Genomic DNA, 21,906 nt, shown 5'->3' on the forward strand with positions numbered 1-21,906 from the left:
AAGTCACGTTCTAGGCACCCATATCAAGCGACCTTGACCAGATCGGGCTCGAACCCTTCGAACGTCATCTGGTCCGCATATTTGAATGTAAGATCGACCGCCGGCTGGTCATGCACCGTCCAGGTGATGACCGGCATTTTGAGCCGTTCACGGACAAAGCTGACGAATGGATTCGGCAGGTCGCCCGCTGCGTAGGAGGTGAAGGCGATCTGATGCGCCAGCATGGCGAAATGCGCTTCGATCAGCCTGTCGTCCTTGCCATAGGCGGTCAATCCAGCCGGGATGCCCGGCGCATCCCTGGCGAAATCGCGGATCAGCCAGTGGTCGAACGACATGATCGCCACCTTGCCTTTGTAGCGCTTGAGCAGCCTACCGACGCTCGCCACAAGGCCATTGTCGTATCCAGCCACGCCTTTTAGTTCGACCACCAGCGGCACCCGCCCGTCGATCAGATCGAGCGCCTCGCGCAGCGTCGGCACATGATCAGACGTGCCGCCGACCTTGAGCGCTGCCAGTTCGGCCGCCGTGCGCTGCCAGACGAAACCGTCGTGCCCAGTCAGCCGCTGCAAGTCGCCATCATGGATAATGACGGGAACTCCGTCCGACGACAGGTGCACGTCGCATTCGATGGCATAGCCGCGTTCGGCCGCGGCGGCAAAGGCGGAGAGGGTGTTTTCCCAGCGCGTCTTGTTCATGTCGTGAAAGCCGCGATGGGCGACAGGCCGGGCAATCAGCCAGGAAAGGTCGGTCATGTCAGGCTCGCTCACTCGACTTCGAAGATCGCTTCGATTTCCACCGCGGCATTAAGCGGCAGCGAAGCCGTGCCGACGGCGGAACGGGCATGCTTGCCGCGCTCGCCGAGCGCCGCCACCAGGAAATCGGAGGCGCCGTTTGCGACCAGATGCTGCTCGAGGAAATCCGGCGCCGAGGCGACGAAGACGGTGATCTTGACCAGCCGGCGTATCTTCTCGAGATCGCCAAGTGCCGCCTTGGCCTGCGCCAGAATGTTGATCGCGCAGTATTTTGCCGCTTCCTTGCCGGTTGCTGTGTCGACGTCCAGGCCAAGCAGTCCGCTCGCCTGCAGCTTACCGTCCTTGAGCGGCAATTGTCCGGCGGTGAAAAGCAGGTTTCCGGTCCTGCAATAGGGCACGTAGTTGGCGGCAGGCGCCGCGGCCGCGGGAATGGTGACCCCGAGGTCGCTTAGCCGCTTTTCGATTGTTTCACTCATTGCTTTTCCCTATTGCTGGAAGGTGCCGCGCCGGCCGGGCCGAAATTGCTATTTTTGCCTCGCTTCCGCCACGACTTTTTTTAAGCTGGACCATCTTTCCCTGCGGCCTGCCATCAGCCGCGATGATCGGAGCCTCTCATGCGCGCAACGCGCCTTGTATTCCATGCCGTCCTGTTGTCGGCGGTCTTTTCGATAGGTCCCGCTTTCGCCGTGCCGGCGCTGCAGGCGCATCGCGCCGTTTACGACCTTACGCTCAAGAAGGCGGACGACCGCTCCGGGATCACCGGCATTACCGGCCGCATGGTCTATGAATTCAACGGCTCGGCCTGCGAAGGCTATACGGTGAAATTCCGCTTTGTCACCCAGATTGCCACCAGCGACAACACCAAGCTGACCGACCAGCAGACGACGACGTTCGAAGACGCCGAAGGCAAGACCTTCTCGTTCGTGACCAAATCCTTCGTCGACCAGAACCTCGACAAGGAGGTCAAGGGTGTCGCCACGAAGGAAACGCAAGGGCTAAAGGTCGACATCGACAAGCCCGAGAAGAGCAGCCTGGAACTTGCCACCACCCAGTTTCCGACCCAGCATCTGGTCGAATTGATAGACAAGGCCGAGAAAGGTGAAAACTTCTATCAAACCAATCTGTTCGACGGCTCCGAGGACGCCAACAAGGTGATGTCCACCACCGTCGTCGTCGGCAAGAGGACCGATGCCGACAAGGCCGATCCGGAAGCACCGGCGCTGGCCAAGCTTGCCACCGACAAATACTGGCCGGTCGACATCGCCTATTTCGACGACAGTGCCAGGAACGGAGAAGAAACGCCGGAATACCGGATCAGCTTCAAGCTGCACGAGAACGGCATCACCCGCGATCTAACCATGGACTATGGCGATTTCTCCATGACCGGCAAGCTGGTCAATCTGTCGCTTTTCGACCAGACGAAGGCCTGCCCGACGAAATAAACTTCGATTTGCGTCGACGCAGCGCCGTCGCGGTCCACGGCTTGAAAGCGTCGCGGCGGCTTCTCATCTTCTCGAGGCCGCCGGCCGCTTCATCTTCTGTGCGAATCCCTTCTATCATCGCTCGTCGCCGGTACCGGTCGGCGGAAGAAGGAATGCGGCGAGCCTCATGGCGGTCTATGTCGACGCGGCGATCTGGAAATGGGTTGGTCACCGCTGGTGCCATCTGATGGCCGACGACACCGATGAACTGCATCGTTTCGCCGCGCAACTCGGCATCAAGCGCTCATCCTACCAGGGGCCGCCGAAGACATCGGCGCCGCATTATGACATAACCGGTTTCGAGCGCGACCGCGCGGTGCGGCTCGGCGCCGTCGAGTGCAGCCGCGAGGAGATCGTCGCGATCTTCCGGCGGGTGAGGGTGCCAAAGGGTAAGATAAAGCGTTGAGGGCACGCGCGGATCGCCGCAGGCGCGCCGCAATGCGTCGTTGCGCTTGCGTTTGGAGCACTTCCCCTCTATATGCGCGCTCATTCCACACACGGACTTTGGTGTCTGCCCGGGAGAAATCCGGCTGAAACCTCCGGTGGCATCGAGGACTTCGTCCGAAAATGCCTGTGTCCGTGGAGGCTAACCGGAAAGGAAAATGAGAATGGCTCTGCCTGATTTCAGCATGCGCCAGCTTTTGGAAGCTGGCATTCACTTCGGCCACCAGACCCACCGCTGGAACCCGAAGATGGCGCCCTACATCTACGGCGCCCGCAACAACATCCACATCATCGACCTCAGCCAAACGGTGCCGTTGCTGCACCAGGCGCTGAAGCAGGTTTCCGACACCGTCGCCAAGGGCGGCCGCGTGTTGTTCGTCGGCACCAAGCGCCAGGCGTCCGACATCGTCGCCGATGCCGCGCAGCGTTCGGCCCAATACTATGTCAATTCGCGTTGGCTGGGCGGCATGCTGACCAACTGGAAGACGATCTCGAACTCGATCCAGCGCCTGCGCAAGCTCGACGAGATGCTGGCCGGCGAGGCGCAAGGGTTGACCAAGAAGGAGCGTCTCAACCTCGACCGCGAGCGCGAGAAGCTCGACAAGGCTCTCGGCGGCATCAAGGACATGGGCTCGACGCCCGACCTGATGTTCGTGATCGACACCAACAAGGAAGCGATCGCCATCCTCGAGGCCAAGCGCCTTGGCATTCCGGTCGTCGCCATCATCGATTCGAACTGCGATCCGGACAAGATCGACTTCCCGATCCCCGGCAATGACGACGCCGCGCGCGCCATCCAGCTCTATTGCGACCTCATCGCGAAGGCTGCCATCGACGGCATCGCTCGCCAGCAGGGCGCGCTGGGTGTCGACATCGGCGCTTCGGTGGAAGCTCCGGTCGAACCGGTGCTCGGCGAAACTCCGGCGGCGGAAACTCCGGAAGCGTGATAGCGAAGGCCGGTCACGGCCTTCATCTTTCTAATATTTTGACGCGTTAAACGGACGCACCGTCGAGATTCGATGGTGCGTCGGCGCATTTGAACAAAGAGGCGACAATGAGCATTTCGGCTGCACAGGTCAAAGAACTCCGCGACTTGACCGGCGCGGGCATGATGGACTGCAAGGCGGCGTTGAACGAGACCAACGGCAACATGGAAGAAGCCGTGGACTGGCTGCGCAAGAAGGGTATCTCCAAGGCCGACAAGAAGGCAGGCCGCACCGCGGCCGAGGGCCTGATCGGCGTCGATTCCGGCGTGCGCGAGGCCGCGGTCGTCGAGGTCAATTCCGAGACCGACTTCGTCGCCCGCAACGCCGCCTTCCAGGAGATCGTCGCCAACGTCGCCAAGGTGGCACTGGCCTATGGCACGAGCGAGGCCGTGGCTGCCGCGAAGTACCCGGGTTCGGACAAGTCGGTCACCGACACCATCAAGGACGCCGTCGGTACCATCGGCGAGAACATGGGCTTCCGCCGTTCGGCCAAGCTCACCGTTCCGCACGGCGCCGTCGCGACCTATGTTCACAACGCGGTTGCCGACGGCCTTGGCAAGCTGGGCGTCCTGGTCGCTATCGAGACCACGGGCAACGAGCACGCGGCCAATGCATTCGCCCGCCAGGTCGCCATGCATGTCGCCGCCACCAACCCGATGGCACTGACCACCGAGGAACTCGATCCCGCGGCAGTCGAGCGCGAGAAGGCGATCTTCGCCGACCAGGCACGCCAGTCCGGCAAGCCGGAGGCGATCATCGAGAAGATGGTCGAGGGCCGCCTGCGCAAGTTCTACGAGGAAGTCGTGCTTCTGAAGCAGGCCTTCGTGCTCAATCCCGACATCACCGTCGAGAAGGCGCTGAAGGATGCCGAGAAGGAGATCGGCGCTCCGGCCAAGATCTCGGCCTATCTGCGTTTCGCGCTCGGCGAAGGCATCGAGAAGGAAGCGATCGATTTCGCGGCGGAAGTCGCGGCGGCGGTCAAGAAATAGCCCGAAGAACAAGTAAGGCTAAACGGCTCAGGCAACTCGGCCGGGTGTCCGCATGGATGCCCGGCCGATTTCTTGTGCGGCGTCGATGAAGGCCCTCAGCTTCGGCGCCATCGAAGCCCGGCGCGGAAAGTAAAGGAAAAGGCCGGGCTCCTCGATTGCCGTCTTTGGCAGGATCTGGACGAGGCGTCCTGCGGCAAGATCGACGCGCACCAGCGGCTCGAACACATAGGCGAGCCCGACCCCTGCAAGCGCAAGATCGATCGCCGCCAGCGAATCGGTCACGACGGCCGTGCCACGCGTCTCGACCACGACCTCCTTGCCGTTGTCGTTCAGATCCCAACGATAGAGCGCGCCGGAGCGGACAAGCCTGTAGCCTATGCAATTATGGTTCGCGAGGTCGGCCACGTCGCGTGGACGGCCGCGCTTTCCGATATAGTCCGGCGAGGCGACCAGCACGGCCTTGAAAGGCTGCGTCAGCCGTATGGCGGTCATGTCCTGCGCGATCATCTCGCCCAGCCTGATGCCGGCGTCAAAACCTTCCCCGACGATATCGACCAGGGCTTGATCGGCGAAAACCTCGACCGTCACATCCGGATAGCGATCGGCCATGGCTGCGATCACAGGCGTCACCGCCAAAGGGATCGCGATGTTGGAGGCATTGATCCTGAGCAGGCCAGAGGGCCGCCCCTTGACGCCGCGGATGCGGTCCATCCGCTCCGCGATGTCCTGGAGGGCAGGGCCCGTTGTCTCCACCAGTGCCTTGCCGGCTTCGGTCAGCGAGACGCTACGTGTCGTGCGCGCAAACAGCGGCTGGCCGATGCGCTCTTCCACCAGCCGCACAGCATGGCTGACCGCCGACGGGCTCATGCCGAGCTCGGCCGCGGCAAGCGCGAAGCCGCCGCGTCGCGCCACGGCAACGATGACGGGCAGGTGGGTAAGCAGGTCCCGGTCCATTCATGAATGATATCGCATAGTCTTTGCGAACAATGCAATCTTATCGACGGCGGCGCATTGATCCACATTGTCCCCGATACAGCGGGCGGGCTGATTTCCAGGAGACGAGACATGAACGCTTTGAAACATGTGACCTTCGCCGCGGGACTGGCGCTGGCGCCGATCGATGCCGGGGGAGCCGAACCGGCGGAGTGGCAGGCGCTTGCCGACGAGCGCGCGGTCATCCGCATCGCCGATGCCATCGACCGCGCCGTCGACGCGCAGGACTGGAAGCTTGTCCGCAGCTATTTCGCGGATCGGGTTACCGCTGATTTCAGCAGCCTGTCCGGACAGCCGGCGGCCAATATTGCCTCCGACGACCTGATCGGCGCCTGGGCCGGCAACCTCAAGGGCGGCAAGACCAGCCTGCATCTGCGCACCAATCACCAAGTCGTTCTCGAAGCGGACACGGCGACCGTCCTGTCGAACGGCTATGCCTGGAACCGGATGGAAGGCAATGGCGAGCCGCTTTGGGAGGTCTGGGGCACATATGAGCACCACCTGACCCGCTCCGGCGCGGGTTGGAAGGTCGACGGCTTCACCTTCCGCGTGACCCATGAGCGCGGCAATCCCTGGGTCAAGACGACACCCGGCCAATAACCCAACATCAAACTCGATCGGAGAATATCATGACCATGAACTACTACACGCTTGGCAACAGCGGCTTGCGCGTCAGCCGGTTGGCGCTGGGCACCATGACCTTCGGCACCGAATTGGGCTGGGGCACTGACAGGGATACAGCCCGCGCAATCTTCGACGAATATGTCGAGGCGGGCGGCAATTTCTTCGACACGGCCGATCTCTATACCGGCGGCACCGCCGAGACCTGGCTCGGCGAATTCGTCGCCGAGCGCGGATTGCGCGACAAGGCGGTGATCGCCACTAAATTCACCTTCAATTCAGAACCCGGCAATCCGAACGCCGGCGGCAATGGCCGCAAGAACATCATGCGCGCCGTGGACGCCTCTCTGAAGCGGCTCGGAACCGACTATATCGACCTCTATCTCATGCATGTGTGGGACAGGCTGACGCCGGCCGAGGAGATGCTGCGCACGCTGGACGACCTGGTGCGCGCGGGCAAGGTACGCCACGTCGGCCTTTCCGATGTGCCGGCCTGGTATGCGGGGCGGGCGCAGGCGATCGCAGAATTGCGCGGCTATGAGCCGATCTCGGCCCTGCAGCTCGAATATTCGCTGGCCGAACGCTCGATCGAGCATGAGTTCGTGCCTTTCGCCACGCATCATGGCGCCGGCGTCATGGTTTGGAGCCCGCTGGCCAGCGGCTTGCTCAGCGGCAAATATCGCCCGACGCAAGCCGGCAATGCCGGCCGGCTCGACGGTTTCCGCAACACCACGCATCCGAGCTTCCGGAAATTCAGCGACCGCAATTGGGCGATCGTGGCCGAGCTCGAAAAGGTGGCCGCCGAGCTCGGCCGCAGCATGGCCCAGGTGGCGCTCAACTGGGTGGCGACGCAGCCCGGCGTCGCAACCGTCATCCTGGGCGCGACCAAGCTCGCGCAACTGCAGGACAACCTCGCGGCGCTGGATTTTTCGATTGCCCCCGAACTCCGCAAGCGGCTGGATTCGGTGAGCAGCATGCCGGCGCCGTTCCCGCATTCCTATTTCGGGCCCGAGATCCAGGTCAGGGTGGCCGGCGGTGTCGTGACCGGCGACAAGCCCTCCGGCTATTCGCCGCAGGTTCTGGTGGAAGGCGAGGCGGTCAGCATCAGCAGCAACTGATCGAAAAAGCCTGGGATTTTGCGCAAGGGCGCGGCGTGACATCGCCGCGCCCTTCGTGTATCGGGTCGAACCATCATGCCAGCGCCGCCAGGCGAAGCGGGGCAGTTTCGCCTCCTGATTTGCCGCGCCGAGATTTTCGAGGACCAGATGACGGTGAAGCCCCTCTACCGACGTGTCTTGCTGAAAGCGTCTGGTGAAGCGTTGATGGGCGAACAGCATTTCGGCATCGATGTTTCGGTCGTCGACCGCATCGCCGGCGATATCGCCGAAGCCCGCGCGCTCGGCATCGAGGTTGGCGTCGTCATCGGCGGCGGCAATATCTTTCGCGGTGTGGCGGTTGCCTCCAAGGGTGGCGACCGCGTCACCGGCGACCATATGGGTATGCTCGCCACCGTCATCAATTCGCTGGCGCTGCGCACCTCGCTGAACAAGATCGGCGTCGATGCGGTGGTTCTTTCCGCGATCGCCATGCCTGAGCTTTGCGAGAGCTTTTCGCAGCGCCAGGCAACCGCCTACATGAACCAGGGCAAGGTGGTGATCTTTGCCGGCGGCACCGGCAATCCGTTCTTCACCACTGATTCGGCCGCAGCACTTCGCGCCGCTGAAATCGGCGCCGACGCGCTGTTCAAGGGCACACAGGTCGACGGCGTCTATTCTGCCGACCCGAAGAAGGACCCGAACGCGACGCGTTTCGAGCGCATCAGCCATGCCGAAGTGATAAATCGCGGCCTTTCCATCATGGATACGGCAGCGATTGCACTTGCGCGCGAAAACAACATTCCGATAATCGTCTATTCGATCCACGAAAAAGGTGGTTTCGGCGATATTCTAAGGGGCGGCGGCCGCTGCACGGTCGTCGCGGACGATTGATCCGGGGCCTGATCGCGGAAAAGGCGAAAACCGGTTTCGAAATCAGGCTCGAACACGGGGCCTTGCCCCGAAAGCAGTGAACCCGCGTCAGACGGGTCGAGGAGACTAAGATGAGTGGTGAGTACGACGATCTCAAGCGGCGCATGGATGGGGCAATCGCCGCGTTCAAGCATGACCTGGCTTCGCTGCGGACCGGTCGCGCTTCCAGCAACCTGCTCGACGCTATCCAGGTGCAGGCCTATGGCACCAGCATGCCGATCAACCAGGTGGCCAATGTCACGGTGCCTGAGCCGCGCATGATTTCGGTGTCGGTCTGGGACAAGTCGATGGTGGGCGCGGTCGATCGCGCCATCCGCGAATCCAATCTGGGCTTCAACCCTATCGTGGACGGCACCAATCTCAGGATTCCGCTTCCGGAACTCAACGAGCAGCGCCGTAAGGAACTCGTCAAGATCTCGCATGGCTACGCCGAGAACGCCCGTGTCGCAGCGCGCCATGTGCGCCGCGACGGCATGGACTTCCTGAAGAAGGCGGAGAAGGACGGCGTCATCAGCGAGGACGATCAGCGCAAGCGCTCCGACCAGGTCCAGAAGCTTACCGACGAAACGATCAGCACCATCGACCACCTGCTTTCCGACAAGGAAGCTGAAATCATGCAGGTTTAGGGTCTGGCCGGCGGCTGGCCCGAAAGCGAGATCATGGCAACGCCCGCGCATGTCGCGATCATCATGGATGGAAACGGACGCTGGGCCAAGGCGCGCGGCATGCCGCGGCTCGCCGGCCATCGCGCGGGCGTAGAAGCACTGCGCAAGACGGTGCGCGCCGCGCCCGATCTCGGCATTTCCTACCTGACTGTCTATGCCTTCTCTTCGGAAAACTGGTCGCGGCCGAAATCCGAAGTCAGCGACCTGATGGGCCTGTTGAAGCTGTTCATTCGCCGCGATCTCGCCGAACTGCACCGCAGCGGCGTGCGCGTCAGGATCATCGGCGACAGGGCAGGGCTGCAGCCCGATATCAGGCTCCTGCTCGAAGAAGCCGAAGCGCTGACGTCGGCCAACGAGGCGCTGACGCTGATCATCGCCTTCAACTACGGCGGACGCGACGAGATCGTGCGCACGGCGCGCAAGCTTGCCTCGGCCGTCGCGCGCGGCGAGCTCGACAGCGAGGCGATCACCGCCGAATCCTTTGCCGGCTGCCTCGACACGCAAGGCGTTCCCGATCCCGAACTGGTCATACGCACCAGCGGTGAGCTTCGCCTTTCCAATTTTCTTCTGTGGCAGGCTGCCTATAGCGAGCTTGTGTTCCTGCCCTGCTATTGGCCCGATTTCAGCCGAGAGCATCTAGCCGAGGCCTTGCGCGAGTTCGCCGGGCGCGAACGCCGTTTTGGCGGGCTGGATCCGCAAGATGTCGCTTCGCGGCCGGCCGCGGGATGAGCAATCTCCAGCTTCGCGTTCTTTCGGCGGTCGTGCTTGCCATCGCGACGCTTGGCCTGACCTGGTTCGGCGGCCTGCCGTTCCGGCTGCTTTCAGCCGCGATTTCGGCGGTGATCTTCTACGAATGGACGCGCATGTCTCGCCCTTCCGGGACGACCGGGCTCGGTTTTTTGCCGGAAGCGCTGCTGCTGGTGTTTCTCGGCGCCCTGATCACCGGCCTGCCTGCCTTGTGGCTGCTGCTTCTAGTGGCTGCACTGGTCGCCGTCACGGCCATCGCCGCCCAACTGCGCGGGGCCGGGCAGTGGGATGCCTCCGGCCTTGCCTATGCAGCCGTCTCGGGTCTTTCCCTTGCGCTTCTGCGTGACGGCGACCATTCCGGCCTCGTCGCCATCCTGTTCCTGTTCGCGGTGGTCTGGGCGACCGACATCTTTGCCTATTTCGTCGGCCGGGCCGTCGGTGGCCCGAGGCTGGCGCCGTCCATCTCTCCCGGCAAGACGCGAAGTGGCGCGCTCGGCGGCGCCGTGGGCGGGGTCGTTGCGGGGCTCATCCTGGCCGTCGCCGCCGGTGCGGGCAACCTGCCAATGCTCGGTCTCGTCGCGCTCGCGCTTTCAATCGTCTCCCAGGCTGGCGACCTCCTGGAATCCTGGGTCAAGCGCCGCCACGGCCGCAAGGATTCGGGCGCGCTCATTCCGGGCCATGGCGGCGTCATGGACCGTGTCGACGGGCTTGTCGCGGCGGCTTTCGCCCTATACGTCATCGGCTGGATTTCGGCGGGCGCCGATCAGCCGGCACAGGGGCTGTTTCCCATTTGAACGGCATCGTTCCACGATCGATGCGGGCGCGCCTTGGATTCGCCTGGATTGATGTCACAGTCGCGGCGCAACGGTGTCGCGGAAGAACTGAGGATTTGAGTTGAACGAGATTCTTCACGCGATCTTCGGCATGGAAGGCTTCCTTCTCGGCACGCTCGTGCCCTTCCTGTTCGTGCTGACCGTGGTCGTGTTCGTCCACGAGATGGGCCACTATCTCGTTGGCCGCTGGTGCGGCATCGGCGTCAGGGCCTTTTCGATCGGTTTCGGCCCGGAACTCTTCGGCTTCAACGACAGGCACGGCACGCGCTGGAAGCTCTGCGCCATACCGCTTGGCGGCTATGTCAAATTCGTCGGCGACATGAACGCCACCTCCAGCCAGCCGTCGACGGAAGAGATCGAAACGCTGACCGACGAGGAACGCAAGGTCGCCTTTCACACCCAGCCGATCTGGAAGCGGGCGGCGACGGTGGTGGCCGGGCCGCTGTTCAATTTCCTGCTGACGATCGTCGTCTTTTCGGTGCTGTTTTCAGCCTATGGCCGCTATGTCGCGGAACCCATGGTGGCCGAGGTGACCGCCGGCAGCCCGGCGGCGAAAGCCGGCATCCTGCCCGGCGACCGATTCGTCAGCGTCGACGGCAGCAAGATCGAAACCTTCGGTGACGTCCAACGCCTGGTTTCGGGCCGGGCCGGCGACAGCATCACCTTCGTCATGCTGCGCGACGGCAAGGAAGTGACCGTGACCGCCACGCCGCAGCTGATGGAGCAGCAGGACGCGCTCGGCAACAAGGTCAAGGTGGCCGTGATCGGCGTCGTCAACAACCAGGAACTCGGCCAGCCCAGGCTGATCACCTACAGCCCCGCCGGCGCGTTGGCCGCGGCGGTGGAGGAAACCGGGCACGTCATCCAGCGCACCGGCCAGTTCCTGCAGCGTTTCGTCGTCGGGCGCGAGGACAAGTGCCAGCTCGGCGGCCCGGTGAAGATCGCGGACATGGCCGGCAAGGCGGCGAAGCTCGGCTTCGAATGGCTCGTGCAGCTCGTTGCGCTGCTGTCCGTGGGCATCGGCATCCTCAATCTTTTGCCGATTCCCCCCCTCGACGGCGGCCATCTCCTGTTCTACGGCGTGGAGGCCGTCATCCGCCGGCCGGTGTCGGAACGGATGATGGAAATGGCCTATCGGGCCGGTCTGCTTCTGGTTTTGGGCTTCATGGGTTTCGTATTCTGGAACGATCTGTTTGGATGCTGAAATCATGAAGAAATTTGGCTTCGGGATGGTCGATGTTGAGACGCCGTTTACCATGCACGGGGATATGAGTGACGCGAAAGCCACGCACCAGGGTTAAGTAAATACAAATTAACCAGAAGCCTTGCGTGTAGGGAAAATCCGGTTAATACGGTACGAGAAATTACCGCACGTCCGGTTTTCTCGCCGTGGGGACTACGAGAAAAGGTTATTAAGCCCGATGAAGGCAGCATCCAAGTTTTTGAGCGCCGCTTCCGCGGCAGCCCTGTCCGCGGCTTTGGTCGTGCCAGGTGCGCTCGCAGTGCAGTTCGTTGCCACATCGGCGGCCGAAGCCGCTGTCGTCAGCAGGGTGGAGGTGAGCGGCAACCAACGTGTCGACGCCGATACCATCCGCAATTACATCACCATCAAGCCGGGCAAATCCTTCTCCAGCTCCGACATCGACAGCGCGGTCAAGGCGCTCTTCGGAACCGGGTTGTTCTCGGATGTGCAGATCAATCAGGTCGGTTCGACGTTGGTGGTCAAGGTTTCCGAGTACCAGGTCGTCAACCAGGTGCTGTTCCAGGGCAACAAGAAGCTCAAGGACAACGCGCTTGCGGCTGCCGTGCAGTTGAAGCCGCGCGGCACGTTCTCGCAGGCGGCGCTCGACGCCGATGTAGAGTCGGTCAAGGCCGCCTACAGGCGTATCGGCCGTGACGATGCCGCCGTGACCACCGAGGTCATGCAGCTCGGCGACAACCGCGTGAACGTGGTCTTCCATGTCAATGAAGGTGATCGCACGCAGATCGCGGCGATCAATTTCGTCGGCAACAGCGCTTATTCGAGCCGCCGCCTGTCAGATGTGATCACGACCAAGCGCTCGTCCTGGGTTTCGTTCATCCTGCGCGACGACGTCTATGACGACGACAAGCTGCGCGCCGACCAGGAGCTGCTGCGGCGCTTCTACTACAATCACGGCTATGCCGACTTCCAGGTCGTGTCCGCTGTCGGCGAACTCGACAACGCGACCAACAAGTACACGGTCACCATAACCGTCCAGGAAGGCGAGCGTTATACGTTCGGCGACATCAGCGTCGAAAGCACGATTCCGGAAGTCGACTCGAAGGCGCTGGAATCGGTGGTCGAGACCCACAAGGGCGACGTCTACAACGCCAAGAACGTCGAGGACACCATCATTGCCCTGACTGAGAAGGTGGCCGGCTCCGGCTACGCCTTCGCGCAGGTCACGCCGCGTGGCGACCGCAATTTCGAGAATCATACGATTTCGGTGGTCTACACCATCGACCAGGGCACCAAGGCCTATGTCGAGCGCATCGAGATCCGCGGCAATGACCGCACGCGCGACTATGTCATCCGCCGCGAGTTCGACGTCAGCGAAGGCGATGCGTTCAACCAAGTGCTGATCCAGCGCGCGAAGAAGCGGCTGGAAGATCTCAATTACTTTGACAAAGTCGAGGTTTCGACGGTGCCCGGTTCGGCGCCGGACCAGGTCGTGCTGGTGGTCGACGTGGTCGAAAAGTCGACCGGTGAATTCTCTGTCGGCGCCGGCTATTCGACCGGTGGCGACACCGCCGGTCCGTCCGTCGAAGGATCGATCACAGAGCGCAACTTCCTCGGCCGCGGCCAGTTCATCAAGGTGTCGGCGGGTGGCGGCAAGAACTCGCGCGATTACAGCCTTTCGTTCACCGAGCCCTATTTCCTCGGGCGCCGTATCGCCGCCGGCTTCGACATCTACAAGCGGACCAGGGAATACGACGACTACGACAGCGATACTGTGGGCGCGACGGTGCGCTTCGGCCTGCCGATCACAGACAGCATCTCGACCCAGCTGGCCTACAATATCTCCCGGGAGAAGTATGAGGTAGACGACGGTTGCGATGCCACCGATGTAGATCCCAGCGGCACCTGCGACATTTCCAGAGCCGTGTTGGATGGCATCGAGCAAAGCCCTTGGATCAAGTCGTCGGTCAGTCTGGGACTGGTTTATAACACCATCGACGACATGAAGAACCCGCATGAGGGTATCTATGCCACCTCCACGGTTGAAGTGGCCGGCCTCGGTGGCGACGCCAAGTTCGTGAAGGTCACCGGACGCGGCAGCGTCTATCAGACGCTGTCCGAGCAGTTCGATCTTGTCGGCCTCATTTCGGGCGGCGCCGGCCATGTCGAAGGCTACGGCGGCGACGGCGATCTGCGCATCTTCGATCACTTCCAGAGCACCGATCGCATGATCCGCGGTTTCGCTTATGGCGGCATCGGCCCAGTCGACAGCGACGGTGCGGGTGACCACCTTGGCGGCACCACTTATTTCAACGCGTCGGCAGAGGCTCAATTCCCGCTGCCGGTCGTTCCAGAAAGCTTCGGTCTGCGCGGCGCGGTCTTTGCAGACGCGGCAACACTCTATGGCAGCAAGGTTGCCAATGATTTGGTTGACCAATCATCCGTGGGCATGAAATGGCGCGCCTCGGTCGGTGTCGGCCTGATGTGGGCTTCGCCGTTCGGTCCGATCCGTATCGACTATGCGATCCCGGTCAAGAAGGAAGCGAGGGACGACGTGCAGGAATTCAACTTCGGCATATCGACCCGCTTCTGACCGGCGGATGACGATGCTCCCGGGTCGTTGAGATCCGGGAGAAAATGTTCCGATCTAGCTGGATATAGCTTCTGGAATGACCGATCCGGTGTTCTTCGCGCCATCACGCCGGTATACGGCGGGCGAAGTCGCGAATCTGACCGGCTCGGTGCTTGTCGATTCCGGCCAGTCCGGCGTTTTCATCGACGCGCTGGCGCCTGCCAACGAAGGCGGCGAGAATGCGCTCGTTTTCGTCGATGGCAAACGCAATTCCGTGCTGATGCCGTCGCTGCGGGCTGCCGCTGTGCTGTGCCCGGCGGAGTTCGCCGGCAAGGCGCCTGCCGCCATCGCCGTCCTTGTACATCCCCGTCCGCAACAGGCATTCGCGCTGGTCGGACGACTGCTGTTTCCGACGGCGGCGACCCCGGGGCCAATGACCGGTGAAACCGGTATCTCGCCGCATGCCCATATCGATCCGAGCGCACATGTCGAGGAAGGTGCCGTCGTCGAAGCCGGCGCGGTGATCGGTCCTGCGGTGTCCATAGGCGCCGGCACCGTCATCGCGCCTCACGCCGTCGTCGGCCGTTCCTGCCAGATCGGGCGTGACGGCTATATCGGCCCGGGCGCCAGCGTCCAATATGCCTTGATCGGCAACCGCGTCATCATCCATGGCGGCGCCCGGATCGGCCAGGACGGCTTTGGCTTCGTTGCCGGCGCCAAGGGGCCGGAACGTGTTCCGCAGATCGGCCGCGTCATCATCCAGGACGACGTCGAGATCGGTTCCAATTCCACGGTCGACCGCGGCGCCATGTCCGATACGATCATCGGCCAGGGCACCAAGATCGACAATCTCGTGCAGATCGCGCATAACGTCCGCATCGGCCGCAACTGCATCGTGGCCGGACTTTCGGGTATCTCCGGTTCCGTCGTCGTGGGCGACAATGTCACCATGGGCGGCGGCGTCGGGCTTGCGGATCACCTGACCATAGGGTCGGGCGCGAAGCTTGCCGCGAGAAGCGGATTCATGAGCAATGTGCCCGCGGGCGAGATCTGGGGCGGCTATCCGGCACAGCCGATGGCGGAAGCCATGCGCGAGATAGCCATGCTGCGCAAGCTCGCCAGGACCCGCAAACAGGGCGAGGGGAGCAATGGCTGACATCACCGGGACGACGCTGGAAGCAGTCGACATATTGGGGCTGATGAAGCTCCTGCCGCATCGCTATCCGTTCCTGATGATCGACCGCATCGTCGACATTGATGGCGACGAATCCGCCACCGGCATCAAGAACGTGACCATAAACGAGCCGCATTTTCAGGGTCACTTCCCCGAGCAGCCGGTCATGCCGGGCGTGCTCATCGTCGAGGCGATGGCACAGACTGCCGGGGCCATCTGCATCCGCAGTCTTCGCACTGAAAAGCCGTCGCTGGTCTATTTCCTGACCATCGACAACGCCAAGTTCCGCAAACCGGTCGTTCCCGGCGATCAGTTGAAGATCCATGTCAAGAAAATCAAGAAACGCGGCAACCTGCTCAAATTCGCCTGTGAAGCCCTGGTCGACGGCAACAAGGCCGCCGAGGCTGAGATCTCAGCCATGATGGTCACCGGCGACTGACAATCGAATGCTTATGAAAATCAAGACATCCATCCATCCTTCCTCCGTCGTGGAGGAAGGCGCTCAAATCGGCCAAGGCGTCCGCATAGGACCGCTCTGTTATGTCGGCGCAGATGCCGTGATTGGCGACGGCGTTGAACTGGTCAGCCATGTCTCGGTGATAGGCGCGACGACGATCGGCGCGTCGACCAAGGTCTATCCGATGGCGATACTGGGCGGGCCGCCGCAGAACACCAAGCACAAGGGCGGCCGCACCACGCTCGTCATCGGCGAGAACTGCACGATCCGCGAAGGCGTCACCATGCATGTCGGCACCGATACCAGCCGCGGCGAAACGACGGTCGGCGACAATGGGAATTTTCTCGCCTACGCCCACATCGCCCATGACTGCGTCGTCGGCAAGAACGCCACCTTCGCCAACGGCGCGACGCTGGGCGGACACTGCGAAATCGGCGACAACGTCTATATCGGCGGTCTCAGCGCCGTTCATCAATTCGTGCGGGTAGGCGACAACGCTTTTCTTGGCGGGTGCTCGGCTTTTGTGGGTGATGTCATTCCCTATGCCATGGCGGCGGGAAATCGGGCCAGCCTGCGCGGCCTCAACATCATCGGGCTCAAGCGCTCCGGTCTGCCAAGATCCGAGATCTATCTGCTGCGCAGGGTCTATAAGACAATATTCGACCGCTCGCGCACCGTTGGCGAGAACATCGAATTCGCCAAGGCGGAATTCGCCACGTCACCGACCGCCATGAAGATCATCGATTTCATCTCCAGTCGCGGCAAGCGGCACTATGCTGTGCCATCGCTCAAGGGGAGCGATGGCGATGACGGCGATGACGAAGACTGAGGCGGCGGCAGCGGATTTCGTTCTCTCGCCGGGGGCCAGGGTCGGCATCGTCGCCGGCGGTGGCAGCCTGCCGGTGGAAGTCGCGCAAGGCCTGGCCGCGCATGGCTACCCGCCCTTCATCCTCTTGATGGAAGGTGAGGCCGACCGCCGGCAGGAGTTGCTCCGATACGAACACGACAGCCTCGCCCTTGAGCAGATCGGTTCACTGGTGGCGACGCTGAAGCGCCACGGCATCACTCATGTGGTCCTTGCCGGCGAAATCAGACGCAGGCCCCGGCTGACCGACATCCGTCCTAGCCTCGGCTTGCTGGCGATCGTGCCGTCGGTGATCATGGCGCTGGCGCGCGGCGATGACGGACTTTTGAAGGTGGTGACACGCGGCCTGGAGAAGCGGGGCATCAAAGTGGTCGGCGCGCATGAAGTCGTTCCCGAACTGGCCGCCGGCGAAGGCACGCTGACCGCTGCGAAACCAAAGCAATCGGACTGGCGCGACATCGAGGCGGCCAGGCTGGCCGCCAAGGCCATCGGCGCGCTTGATATCGGGCAGGCGGCGATTGCGATCGGAGGCCGGGCCATCGCGCTGGAAGGCATCGAAGGCACGAGCGGCCTGCTCGAAAGAGCGCGCGCGCTGCGCGGCCATGGCAGGCTTGCCGGAAAGACCCGCGGAGTGCTGGTCAAATGCGCCAAACCCGGCCAGGAGCTGCGGGCCGACCTGCCGTCGATAGGGCCGCAAACGGTGGAAGCAGCGTATGCGGCGGGGCTTGCCGGCATTGCCGTCGAAGCGGGGCGCTCGCTGATCCTGGAAGGGCCGGCAACGCTGTCGCGGGCGAACGCGCTCGGTCTGTTCATCGTCGGCCTGCCAGCGGCGGAGCCGGCGCATGGCTGACAAGGCGCTGAAGATCGCAATCGTGGCCGGCGAGGAATCCGGCGACCTGCTTGGCGCCGACATCGTGCGCTCGATCAAGCAGTCGACGGGGCGCGAGGTGCAGATCGTCGGTCTCGGCGGCCGCCATCTGCAGGCGCTCGGGCTGGTTTCGCCGTTCGACGCCGGAGAGATCGCCCTCATGGGCTTCAGCGCCATCTTGCGTGACCTGCCGCGGCTGATGCGGCGGATCGGCCAGCTGGCCAGCACGGTCGCGGATGCGAAGCCCGACTGCCTCATCACCATCGACAGCCCCGACTTTTCGCTGCGCGTGGCCAGGAAAGTGCGCGCGGCCAACCCGTCCATCCCGATTATCCACTATGTCTGTCCCAGCGTCTGGGCATGGCGGCCGGGCAGGGCGGTGGCGATGAAGCCCTATGTCGACCACATCCTCTGCATCCTGCCGTTCGAGGTGAAGGAGCTAGGCAGGCTCGGCGGACCGCCAGGGACCTATGTCGGACATCGCCTCACCCATGACGCGGGCGTGCTCTCGGCAGCCAGGACGCAGGCCCAACCGCGGGATCTTTCGCCGGATCGCCTGAAGACGCTGCTCGTCCTGCCCGGCTCGCGACGCAGCGAAGTGCGGCGGCTGCTCGAGCCGTTTGGGGAGACCGTGTCGATGCTGCGGGCACGCGGGCATCGCCTGCGGCTGATGTTGCCGACCGTGCCGCATGTCGCCGATGTCGTGCGCTCGGCGGTCGCTCGCTGGGACGAGAAGCCCGAGATCATCCTCGACCCTGAGCGAAAGTGGCAGGCCTTCGGCAAGGCTGACGCGGCGCTGATCGCGTCCGGCACGGTTTCGCTTGAACTGGCGCTGTCCGATGTGCCGATGATCTCCTGCTACCGGCTTGACCCTGTTGCGCGCATCGTGGCGCCATATCTCGTTTCGGTCTGGTCGGCGCTGCTACCCAATCTGATATCGGATCGGGCGCTGATCCCGGAATTCTACAACGAGTATGTCAAGCCGAACAATCTGGCCCGCCAACTCGAAGCGCTGTTCGCCGACACAGGCATGCGCAGATGGCAGAAGGACGGGTTCGCCGAGATCGCGCGGCGCATGACAACCGCCAAGCCGTCAGGCGACATCGCCGCGCAAGTGGTGATGGGGTATATCAAGAGAGTGAGTAGTGAGTAGTGAGTAGGATTACCGCTCTTTCCCTACTGACTACTGACTACTCACTTATTCACTTCTTCCTTTTTACCGCTTCGCGATCGGCACATAGTCTCGCTCCGGCGCGCCGGTGTAGAGCTGGCGGGGGCGGCCGATCTTCTGGCGCGGATCCTCGATCATCTCCTTCCACTGCGCGATCCAGCCGACGGTGCGGGCGACGGCGAACAGCACGGTGAACATGGTGGTGGGGAAGCCCAGCGCCTTCAGCGTGATGCCGGAGTAGAAGTCGACATTGGGGTAGAGCTTCTTCTCGATGAAATAGGGATCGGTGAGCGCGATCTTCTCCAGTTCCATGGCGATGTCGAGCAGCGGATCGTCCTTGATGCCGAGTTCGCCCAGCACCTCATGCGCGGTCTTCTGCATGATCTTGGCGCGCGGATCGTAGTTCTTGTAGACGCGGTGGCCAAAGCCCATCAGCCGGAACGGATCGTCCTTGTCCTTGGCGCGGGCGATGAATTCCGGAATGTGATCGACATGGCCGATCTCGCCCAGCATGTTCAGCGCCGCTTCGTTGGCGCCGCCATGCGCCGGGCCCCACAGGCAGGCGATGCCGGCGGCGATGCAGGCGAACGGATTGGCGCCAGACGAGCCGGCGAGCCGCACGGTAGAGGTCGAAGCGTTCTGCTCGTGGTCGGCGTGCAGGATGAAGATGCGCTCCATGGCGCGCGCCAGGACCGGATTGATTTTGTATTCCTCGCACGGCACGGCAAAGCACATGTGTAGGAAGTTGGCGGCGAAATTCAGTTCGTTCTTCGGGTAAATGAAGGGCTGGCCGATATGGTATTTGTAGGCCATGGCCGCGATCGTCGGCATCTTGGCGATCAACCGCATCGACGCCACCATGCGCTGGTAAGGATCCGAGATGTCGGTGGAGTCGTGATAGAAGGCCGACAGCGCGCCGACCACGCCGCACATCACCGCCATCGGATGCGCGTCGCGGCGGAAGCCGGTGAAGAAGCGCGACATCTGCTCATGCACCATGGTGTGGCGCGTCACGCGGTAGTCGAAATCGTCCTTCTGCGCCTTGGTCGGCAGTTCGCCGTAGAGCAGGAGATAGCAGACTTCGAGGAAGTCGCCATGTTCGGCCAACTGGTCGATCGGATATCCGCGATGCAGGAGAATGCCGGCGTCGCCATCGATGAACGTGATCTCGGACTCGCAGCTTGCCGTCGAAGTGAAGCCGGGATCGTAGGTAAAGGCGCCGGTGGTGCTGTACAGCGTGGCGATGTCGATGACGTCAGGCCCGACCGAACCACTTCGCACCTTGAATTCGTGCGTCTTGCCGGCGAATTCCAGCTTTGCCGTGGCTTCCTGGGTCTTGCCGCCCAGTTCCCGTCTTGTCGCAGCTTCGGTCATTGCAAACTCCTTCTTGTTTCCTCATGCCGGCAAAGGCAAATTCTGCAAAGCGACACGTCGAAGTCACCGAATGCGCGTATTCGCGACCGCATTTTAGGAAGTGCGTGCCAGATTGGGCCAAGGCTCAATGTTGCACTGCGAAACGCGCCTTTCAATGCCAATCTTCTTGGGCCAGATTGCTCCTAATCGATTTGATCCGCGATGCGCGCCAGGCTCTCCTCGCGACCAAGCACGGCGAGAACGTCGAACACGCCGGGCGAGGTGCTCTTGCCGGTCAAGGCGGCGCGCAAGGGCTGGGCGACGGCGCCGAGCTTGTGGCCGCCGGCCGTCGCATAGTCCCGGATCGCGGCTTCAGTCGAGGCCGCCGTCCAGTCGCCTGAAACCGCCTCGAGGGCGTCGCGAGCGCCACGCAAAATCTTGCGCGCCTCGTCATTGAGCAGCAGGGCTGCCTTTTCGTCGATCGGCAGTGGCCGCGCGGCTAACAGGAAGGCGGCGCCGTCGACAAGTTCGACCAGCGTCTTGGCGCGCTCCTTCAGGCCCGGCAGCGCTGCCAGCAACTGCGCCCTGTTCTTGTCGTCGAGGCGTGCGGCCATCGCCGGGCCGCCCTCGAGATAGGGCAAGGTGGCAATGAAGATATCGAACAGCTCGGCATCGCCCATGCGGCGCATATGGACGCCGTTCAGCGCCTCCAGCTTGGCGAAATCGAAGCGGGCGGCGCCCTTGTTCACATCGCCGATGTCGAACCATGCGATCATGTCCTGGATCGACATGATCTCATCGTCGCCGTGGCTCCAGCCGAGCCGAGCCAGATAGTTCAGCAGCGCTTCGGGCAGGTAGCCCATGGCGCGGTAGGCCTCCACGCCCAGCGCGCCGTGCCGCTTCGACAGCTTGGCGCCGTCGGCGCCGTGGATCAGCGGTATGTGCGACATTGAAGGCACATCCCAGCCCATGGCGTTGTAGATCACGGTCTGGCGGGCGGCATTGGTCAGGTGGTCGTCGCCACGGATGATGTGGGTGACGCCCATGTCGTGGTCGTCAACGACGACGGCATGCATGTAGGTCGGATTGCCGTCCGAGCGCAGGATGATGAAGTCGTCCAGATCCTTGTTGGGAAAGCGCACGTCGCCCTGGACACGGTCATGCACCACCGTCTCGCCTTTGGTCGGCGCCTTGATGCGGATCGCGCCCTTGACGCCAGGAGGCGCCTGCGAAGGGTCGCGGTCACGCCAGCTTCCGTCATAGCGCGGCGGCAGGCCCTTGGCCCGCGCCGCGTCGCGCATTGCCTCAAGCTCGGCAGGGGTCTCGTAGCTGTAGTAAGCCTTGCCCATGCGCACCAGCTCCTCGGCCACCTCGCGATGGCGCGGCGCGCGCTCGAACTGCGAGACGGCGTCGCCGTCCCAGGTGAGGCCGAGCCAAGTCAGTCCTTCGAGAATGGCTGCTGTCGCCGCATCGGTGGAGCGCTCGCGGTCGGTGTCCTCGATGCGCAGCAGCATCGTACCGCCGGTGTGCTTGGCGTAGAGCCAGTTGAAGAGCGCCGTACGCGCGCCGCCGATGTGCAGGTAGCCGGTGGGCGAGGGGGCAAAACGGGTGACAACCTTGTCGGACATACAACTCTCGGGAAACGTCTGGAGCGGGGTGCGGATCACACGCACTTTCGCGCGTCGCGCGTTCATGTAGCATAGGGTG

22 protein-coding genes are annotated in these 21,906 nt (G+C 62.8%); 17 read left to right on the forward strand and 5 right to left on the reverse strand.

Annotated elements, in window-relative coordinates:
• Positions 1-23: 23 nt before the first annotated feature.
• Together LB541_RS13345 and LB541_RS13350 are read right to left on the reverse strand one after the other, a co-directional pair.
• Entirely contained in the window at positions 24-752 is a 729-nt protein-coding gene (locus LB541_RS13345; protein WP_140515351.1) for a glycerophosphodiester phosphodiesterase, read from the reverse strand.
• A gap of 11 nt (positions 753-763) precedes the next feature.
• The gene (locus LB541_RS13350; RefSeq protein WP_140515352.1) at positions 764-1,228 is read right to left on the reverse strand and encodes a RidA family protein; all 465 of its coding nucleotides are present in this window, start codon (positions 1,226-1,228) and stop codon (positions 764-766) included.
• A 138-nt stretch (positions 1,229-1,366) separates the two neighbouring features.
• Here LB541_RS13350 and LB541_RS13355 point away from each other — a divergent pair, with 138 nt between their 5' ends.
• The 4 genes from LB541_RS13355 to tsf all read left to right on the forward strand — a co-directional run bounded on the left by LB541_RS13355 (position 1,367) and on the right by tsf (position 4,652).
• Positions 1,367-2,194: a cell envelope integrity EipB family protein gene (locus LB541_RS13355; RefSeq protein WP_140515353.1), complete on the forward strand. Its 828-nt coding sequence runs from the start codon at positions 1,367-1,369 to the stop codon at positions 2,192-2,194.
• 166 nt (positions 2,195-2,360) lie between these two features.
• The gene (locus tag LB541_RS13360; protein WP_140498710.1) at positions 2,361-2,639 is read left to right on the forward strand and encodes a DUF4031 domain-containing protein; all 279 of its coding nucleotides are present in this window, start codon (positions 2,361-2,363) and stop codon (positions 2,637-2,639) included.
• Positions 2,640-2,841: 202 nt separating this feature from the next.
• Positions 2,842-3,624: a 30S ribosomal protein S2 gene (rpsB, locus tag LB541_RS13365; protein WP_140498708.1), complete on the forward strand. Its 783-nt coding sequence runs from the start codon at positions 2,842-2,844 to the stop codon at positions 3,622-3,624.
• A 107-nt stretch (positions 3,625-3,731) separates the two neighbouring features.
• Positions 3,732-4,652: a translation elongation factor Ts gene (gene tsf / locus LB541_RS13370; RefSeq protein ID WP_140669945.1), complete on the forward strand. Its 921-nt coding sequence runs from the start codon at positions 3,732-3,734 to the stop codon at positions 4,650-4,652.
• A gap of 27 nt (positions 4,653-4,679) precedes the next feature.
• Here tsf and LB541_RS13375 read toward each other — a convergent pair whose 3' ends face one another.
• A complete protein-coding gene (locus LB541_RS13375) occupies positions 4,680-5,606 on the reverse strand; it encodes a LysR family transcriptional regulator (RefSeq protein WP_140669943.1) in 927 nt (308 codons plus the stop codon).
• Positions 5,607-5,717: 111 nt separating this feature from the next.
• On the opposite strand from LB541_RS13375, the gene LB541_RS13380 reads away from it, so the two are divergent.
• The 13 genes from LB541_RS13380 (at position 5,718) to lpxB (ending at position 18,828) form a co-directional block, all read left to right on the forward strand.
• Complete coding sequence (locus LB541_RS13380) at positions 5,718-6,245, forward strand: nuclear transport factor 2 family protein (protein ID WP_140515354.1); 528 nt, start codon at positions 5,718-5,720, stop codon at positions 6,243-6,245.
• Positions 6,246-6,274: 29 nt separating this feature from the next.
• Positions 6,275-7,384 carry an aldo/keto reductase gene (locus LB541_RS13385; RefSeq protein WP_224618627.1) on the forward strand — a complete coding sequence of 370 codons (1,110 nt, stop codon included), beginning with the start codon at positions 6,275-6,277 and terminating at the stop codon, positions 7,382-7,384.
• Between the two features lie 147 nt (positions 7,385-7,531).
• On the forward strand, positions 7,532-8,254 hold the full coding sequence (gene pyrH, locus LB541_RS13390; protein WP_140498986.1) for a UMP kinase: 723 nt from the start codon (positions 7,532-7,534) through the stop codon (positions 8,252-8,254).
• A gap of 110 nt (positions 8,255-8,364) precedes the next feature.
• A complete protein-coding gene (gene frr / locus LB541_RS13395; protein WP_140498698.1) occupies positions 8,365-8,919 on the forward strand; it encodes a ribosome recycling factor in 555 nt (184 codons plus the stop codon).
• Between the two features lie 33 nt (positions 8,920-8,952).
• Positions 8,953-9,687 (forward strand): isoprenyl transferase, encoded by a 735-nt coding sequence (locus LB541_RS13400; RefSeq protein ID WP_140498696.1) that lies wholly within the window; start codon positions 8,953-8,955, stop codon positions 9,685-9,687.
• Entirely contained in the window at positions 9,684-10,499 is an 816-nt protein-coding gene (locus tag LB541_RS13405; RefSeq protein WP_140498694.1) for a phosphatidate cytidylyltransferase, read from the forward strand. Before LB541_RS13400 ends, LB541_RS13405 begins: the two co-directional genes overlap by 4 nt.
• A gap of 100 nt (positions 10,500-10,599) precedes the next feature.
• The gene (gene rseP / locus LB541_RS13410; protein WP_140498692.1) at positions 10,600-11,742 is read left to right on the forward strand and encodes an RIP metalloprotease RseP; all 1,143 of its coding nucleotides are present in this window, start codon (positions 10,600-10,602) and stop codon (positions 11,740-11,742) included.
• Positions 11,743-11,959: 217 nt separating this feature from the next.
• Positions 11,960-14,332, forward strand: coding sequence for an outer membrane protein assembly factor BamA (gene bamA / locus LB541_RS13415; protein WP_140560947.1), 2,373 nt, complete (start codon positions 11,960-11,962; stop codon positions 14,330-14,332).
• A 76-nt stretch (positions 14,333-14,408) separates the two neighbouring features.
• On the forward strand, positions 14,409-15,467 hold the full coding sequence (gene lpxD, locus LB541_RS13420; RefSeq protein WP_140498688.1) for a UDP-3-O-(3-hydroxymyristoyl)glucosamine N-acyltransferase: 1,059 nt from the start codon (positions 14,409-14,411) through the stop codon (positions 15,465-15,467).
• On the forward strand, positions 15,460-15,924 hold the full coding sequence (fabZ, locus tag LB541_RS13425) for a 3-hydroxyacyl-ACP dehydratase FabZ (RefSeq protein ID WP_140498686.1): 465 nt from the start codon (positions 15,460-15,462) through the stop codon (positions 15,922-15,924). The genes lpxD and fabZ overlap by 8 nt, the downstream gene beginning before the upstream one ends.
• Before the next feature lie 13 nt (positions 15,925-15,937).
• Entirely contained in the window at positions 15,938-16,771 is an 834-nt protein-coding gene (gene lpxA, locus LB541_RS13430) for an acyl-ACP--UDP-N-acetylglucosamine O-acyltransferase (RefSeq protein WP_140498684.1), read from the forward strand.
• A complete protein-coding gene (locus LB541_RS13435) occupies positions 16,758-17,657 on the forward strand; it encodes an LpxI family protein (protein WP_411969784.1) in 900 nt (299 codons plus the stop codon). Before lpxA ends, LB541_RS13435 begins: the two co-directional genes overlap by 14 nt.
• On the forward strand, positions 17,650-18,828 hold the full coding sequence (gene lpxB, locus LB541_RS13440; RefSeq protein WP_140729160.1) for a lipid-A-disaccharide synthase: 1,179 nt from the start codon (positions 17,650-17,652) through the stop codon (positions 18,826-18,828). Before LB541_RS13435 ends, lpxB begins: the two co-directional genes overlap by 8 nt.
• Positions 18,829-18,891: 63 nt before the next feature.
• Here lpxB and gltA read toward each other — a convergent pair whose 3' ends face one another.
• Both gltA and gltX read right to left on the reverse strand, forming a co-directional pair.
• On the reverse strand, positions 18,892-20,220 hold the full coding sequence (gltA, locus tag LB541_RS13445) for a citrate synthase (protein WP_140498678.1): 1,329 nt from the start codon (positions 20,218-20,220) through the stop codon (positions 18,892-18,894).
• 182 nt (positions 20,221-20,402) lie between these two features.
• Complete coding sequence (gltX, locus tag LB541_RS13450; protein WP_140584440.1) at positions 20,403-21,827, reverse strand: glutamate--tRNA ligase; 1,425 nt, start codon at positions 21,825-21,827, stop codon at positions 20,403-20,405.
• Positions 21,828-21,906 lie beyond the last annotated feature (79 nt).

The organism is Mesorhizobium sp. BR1-1-15, assembly GCF_020165475.1.
Lineage (GTDB): Bacteria > Pseudomonadota > Alphaproteobacteria > Rhizobiales > Rhizobiaceae > Mesorhizobium.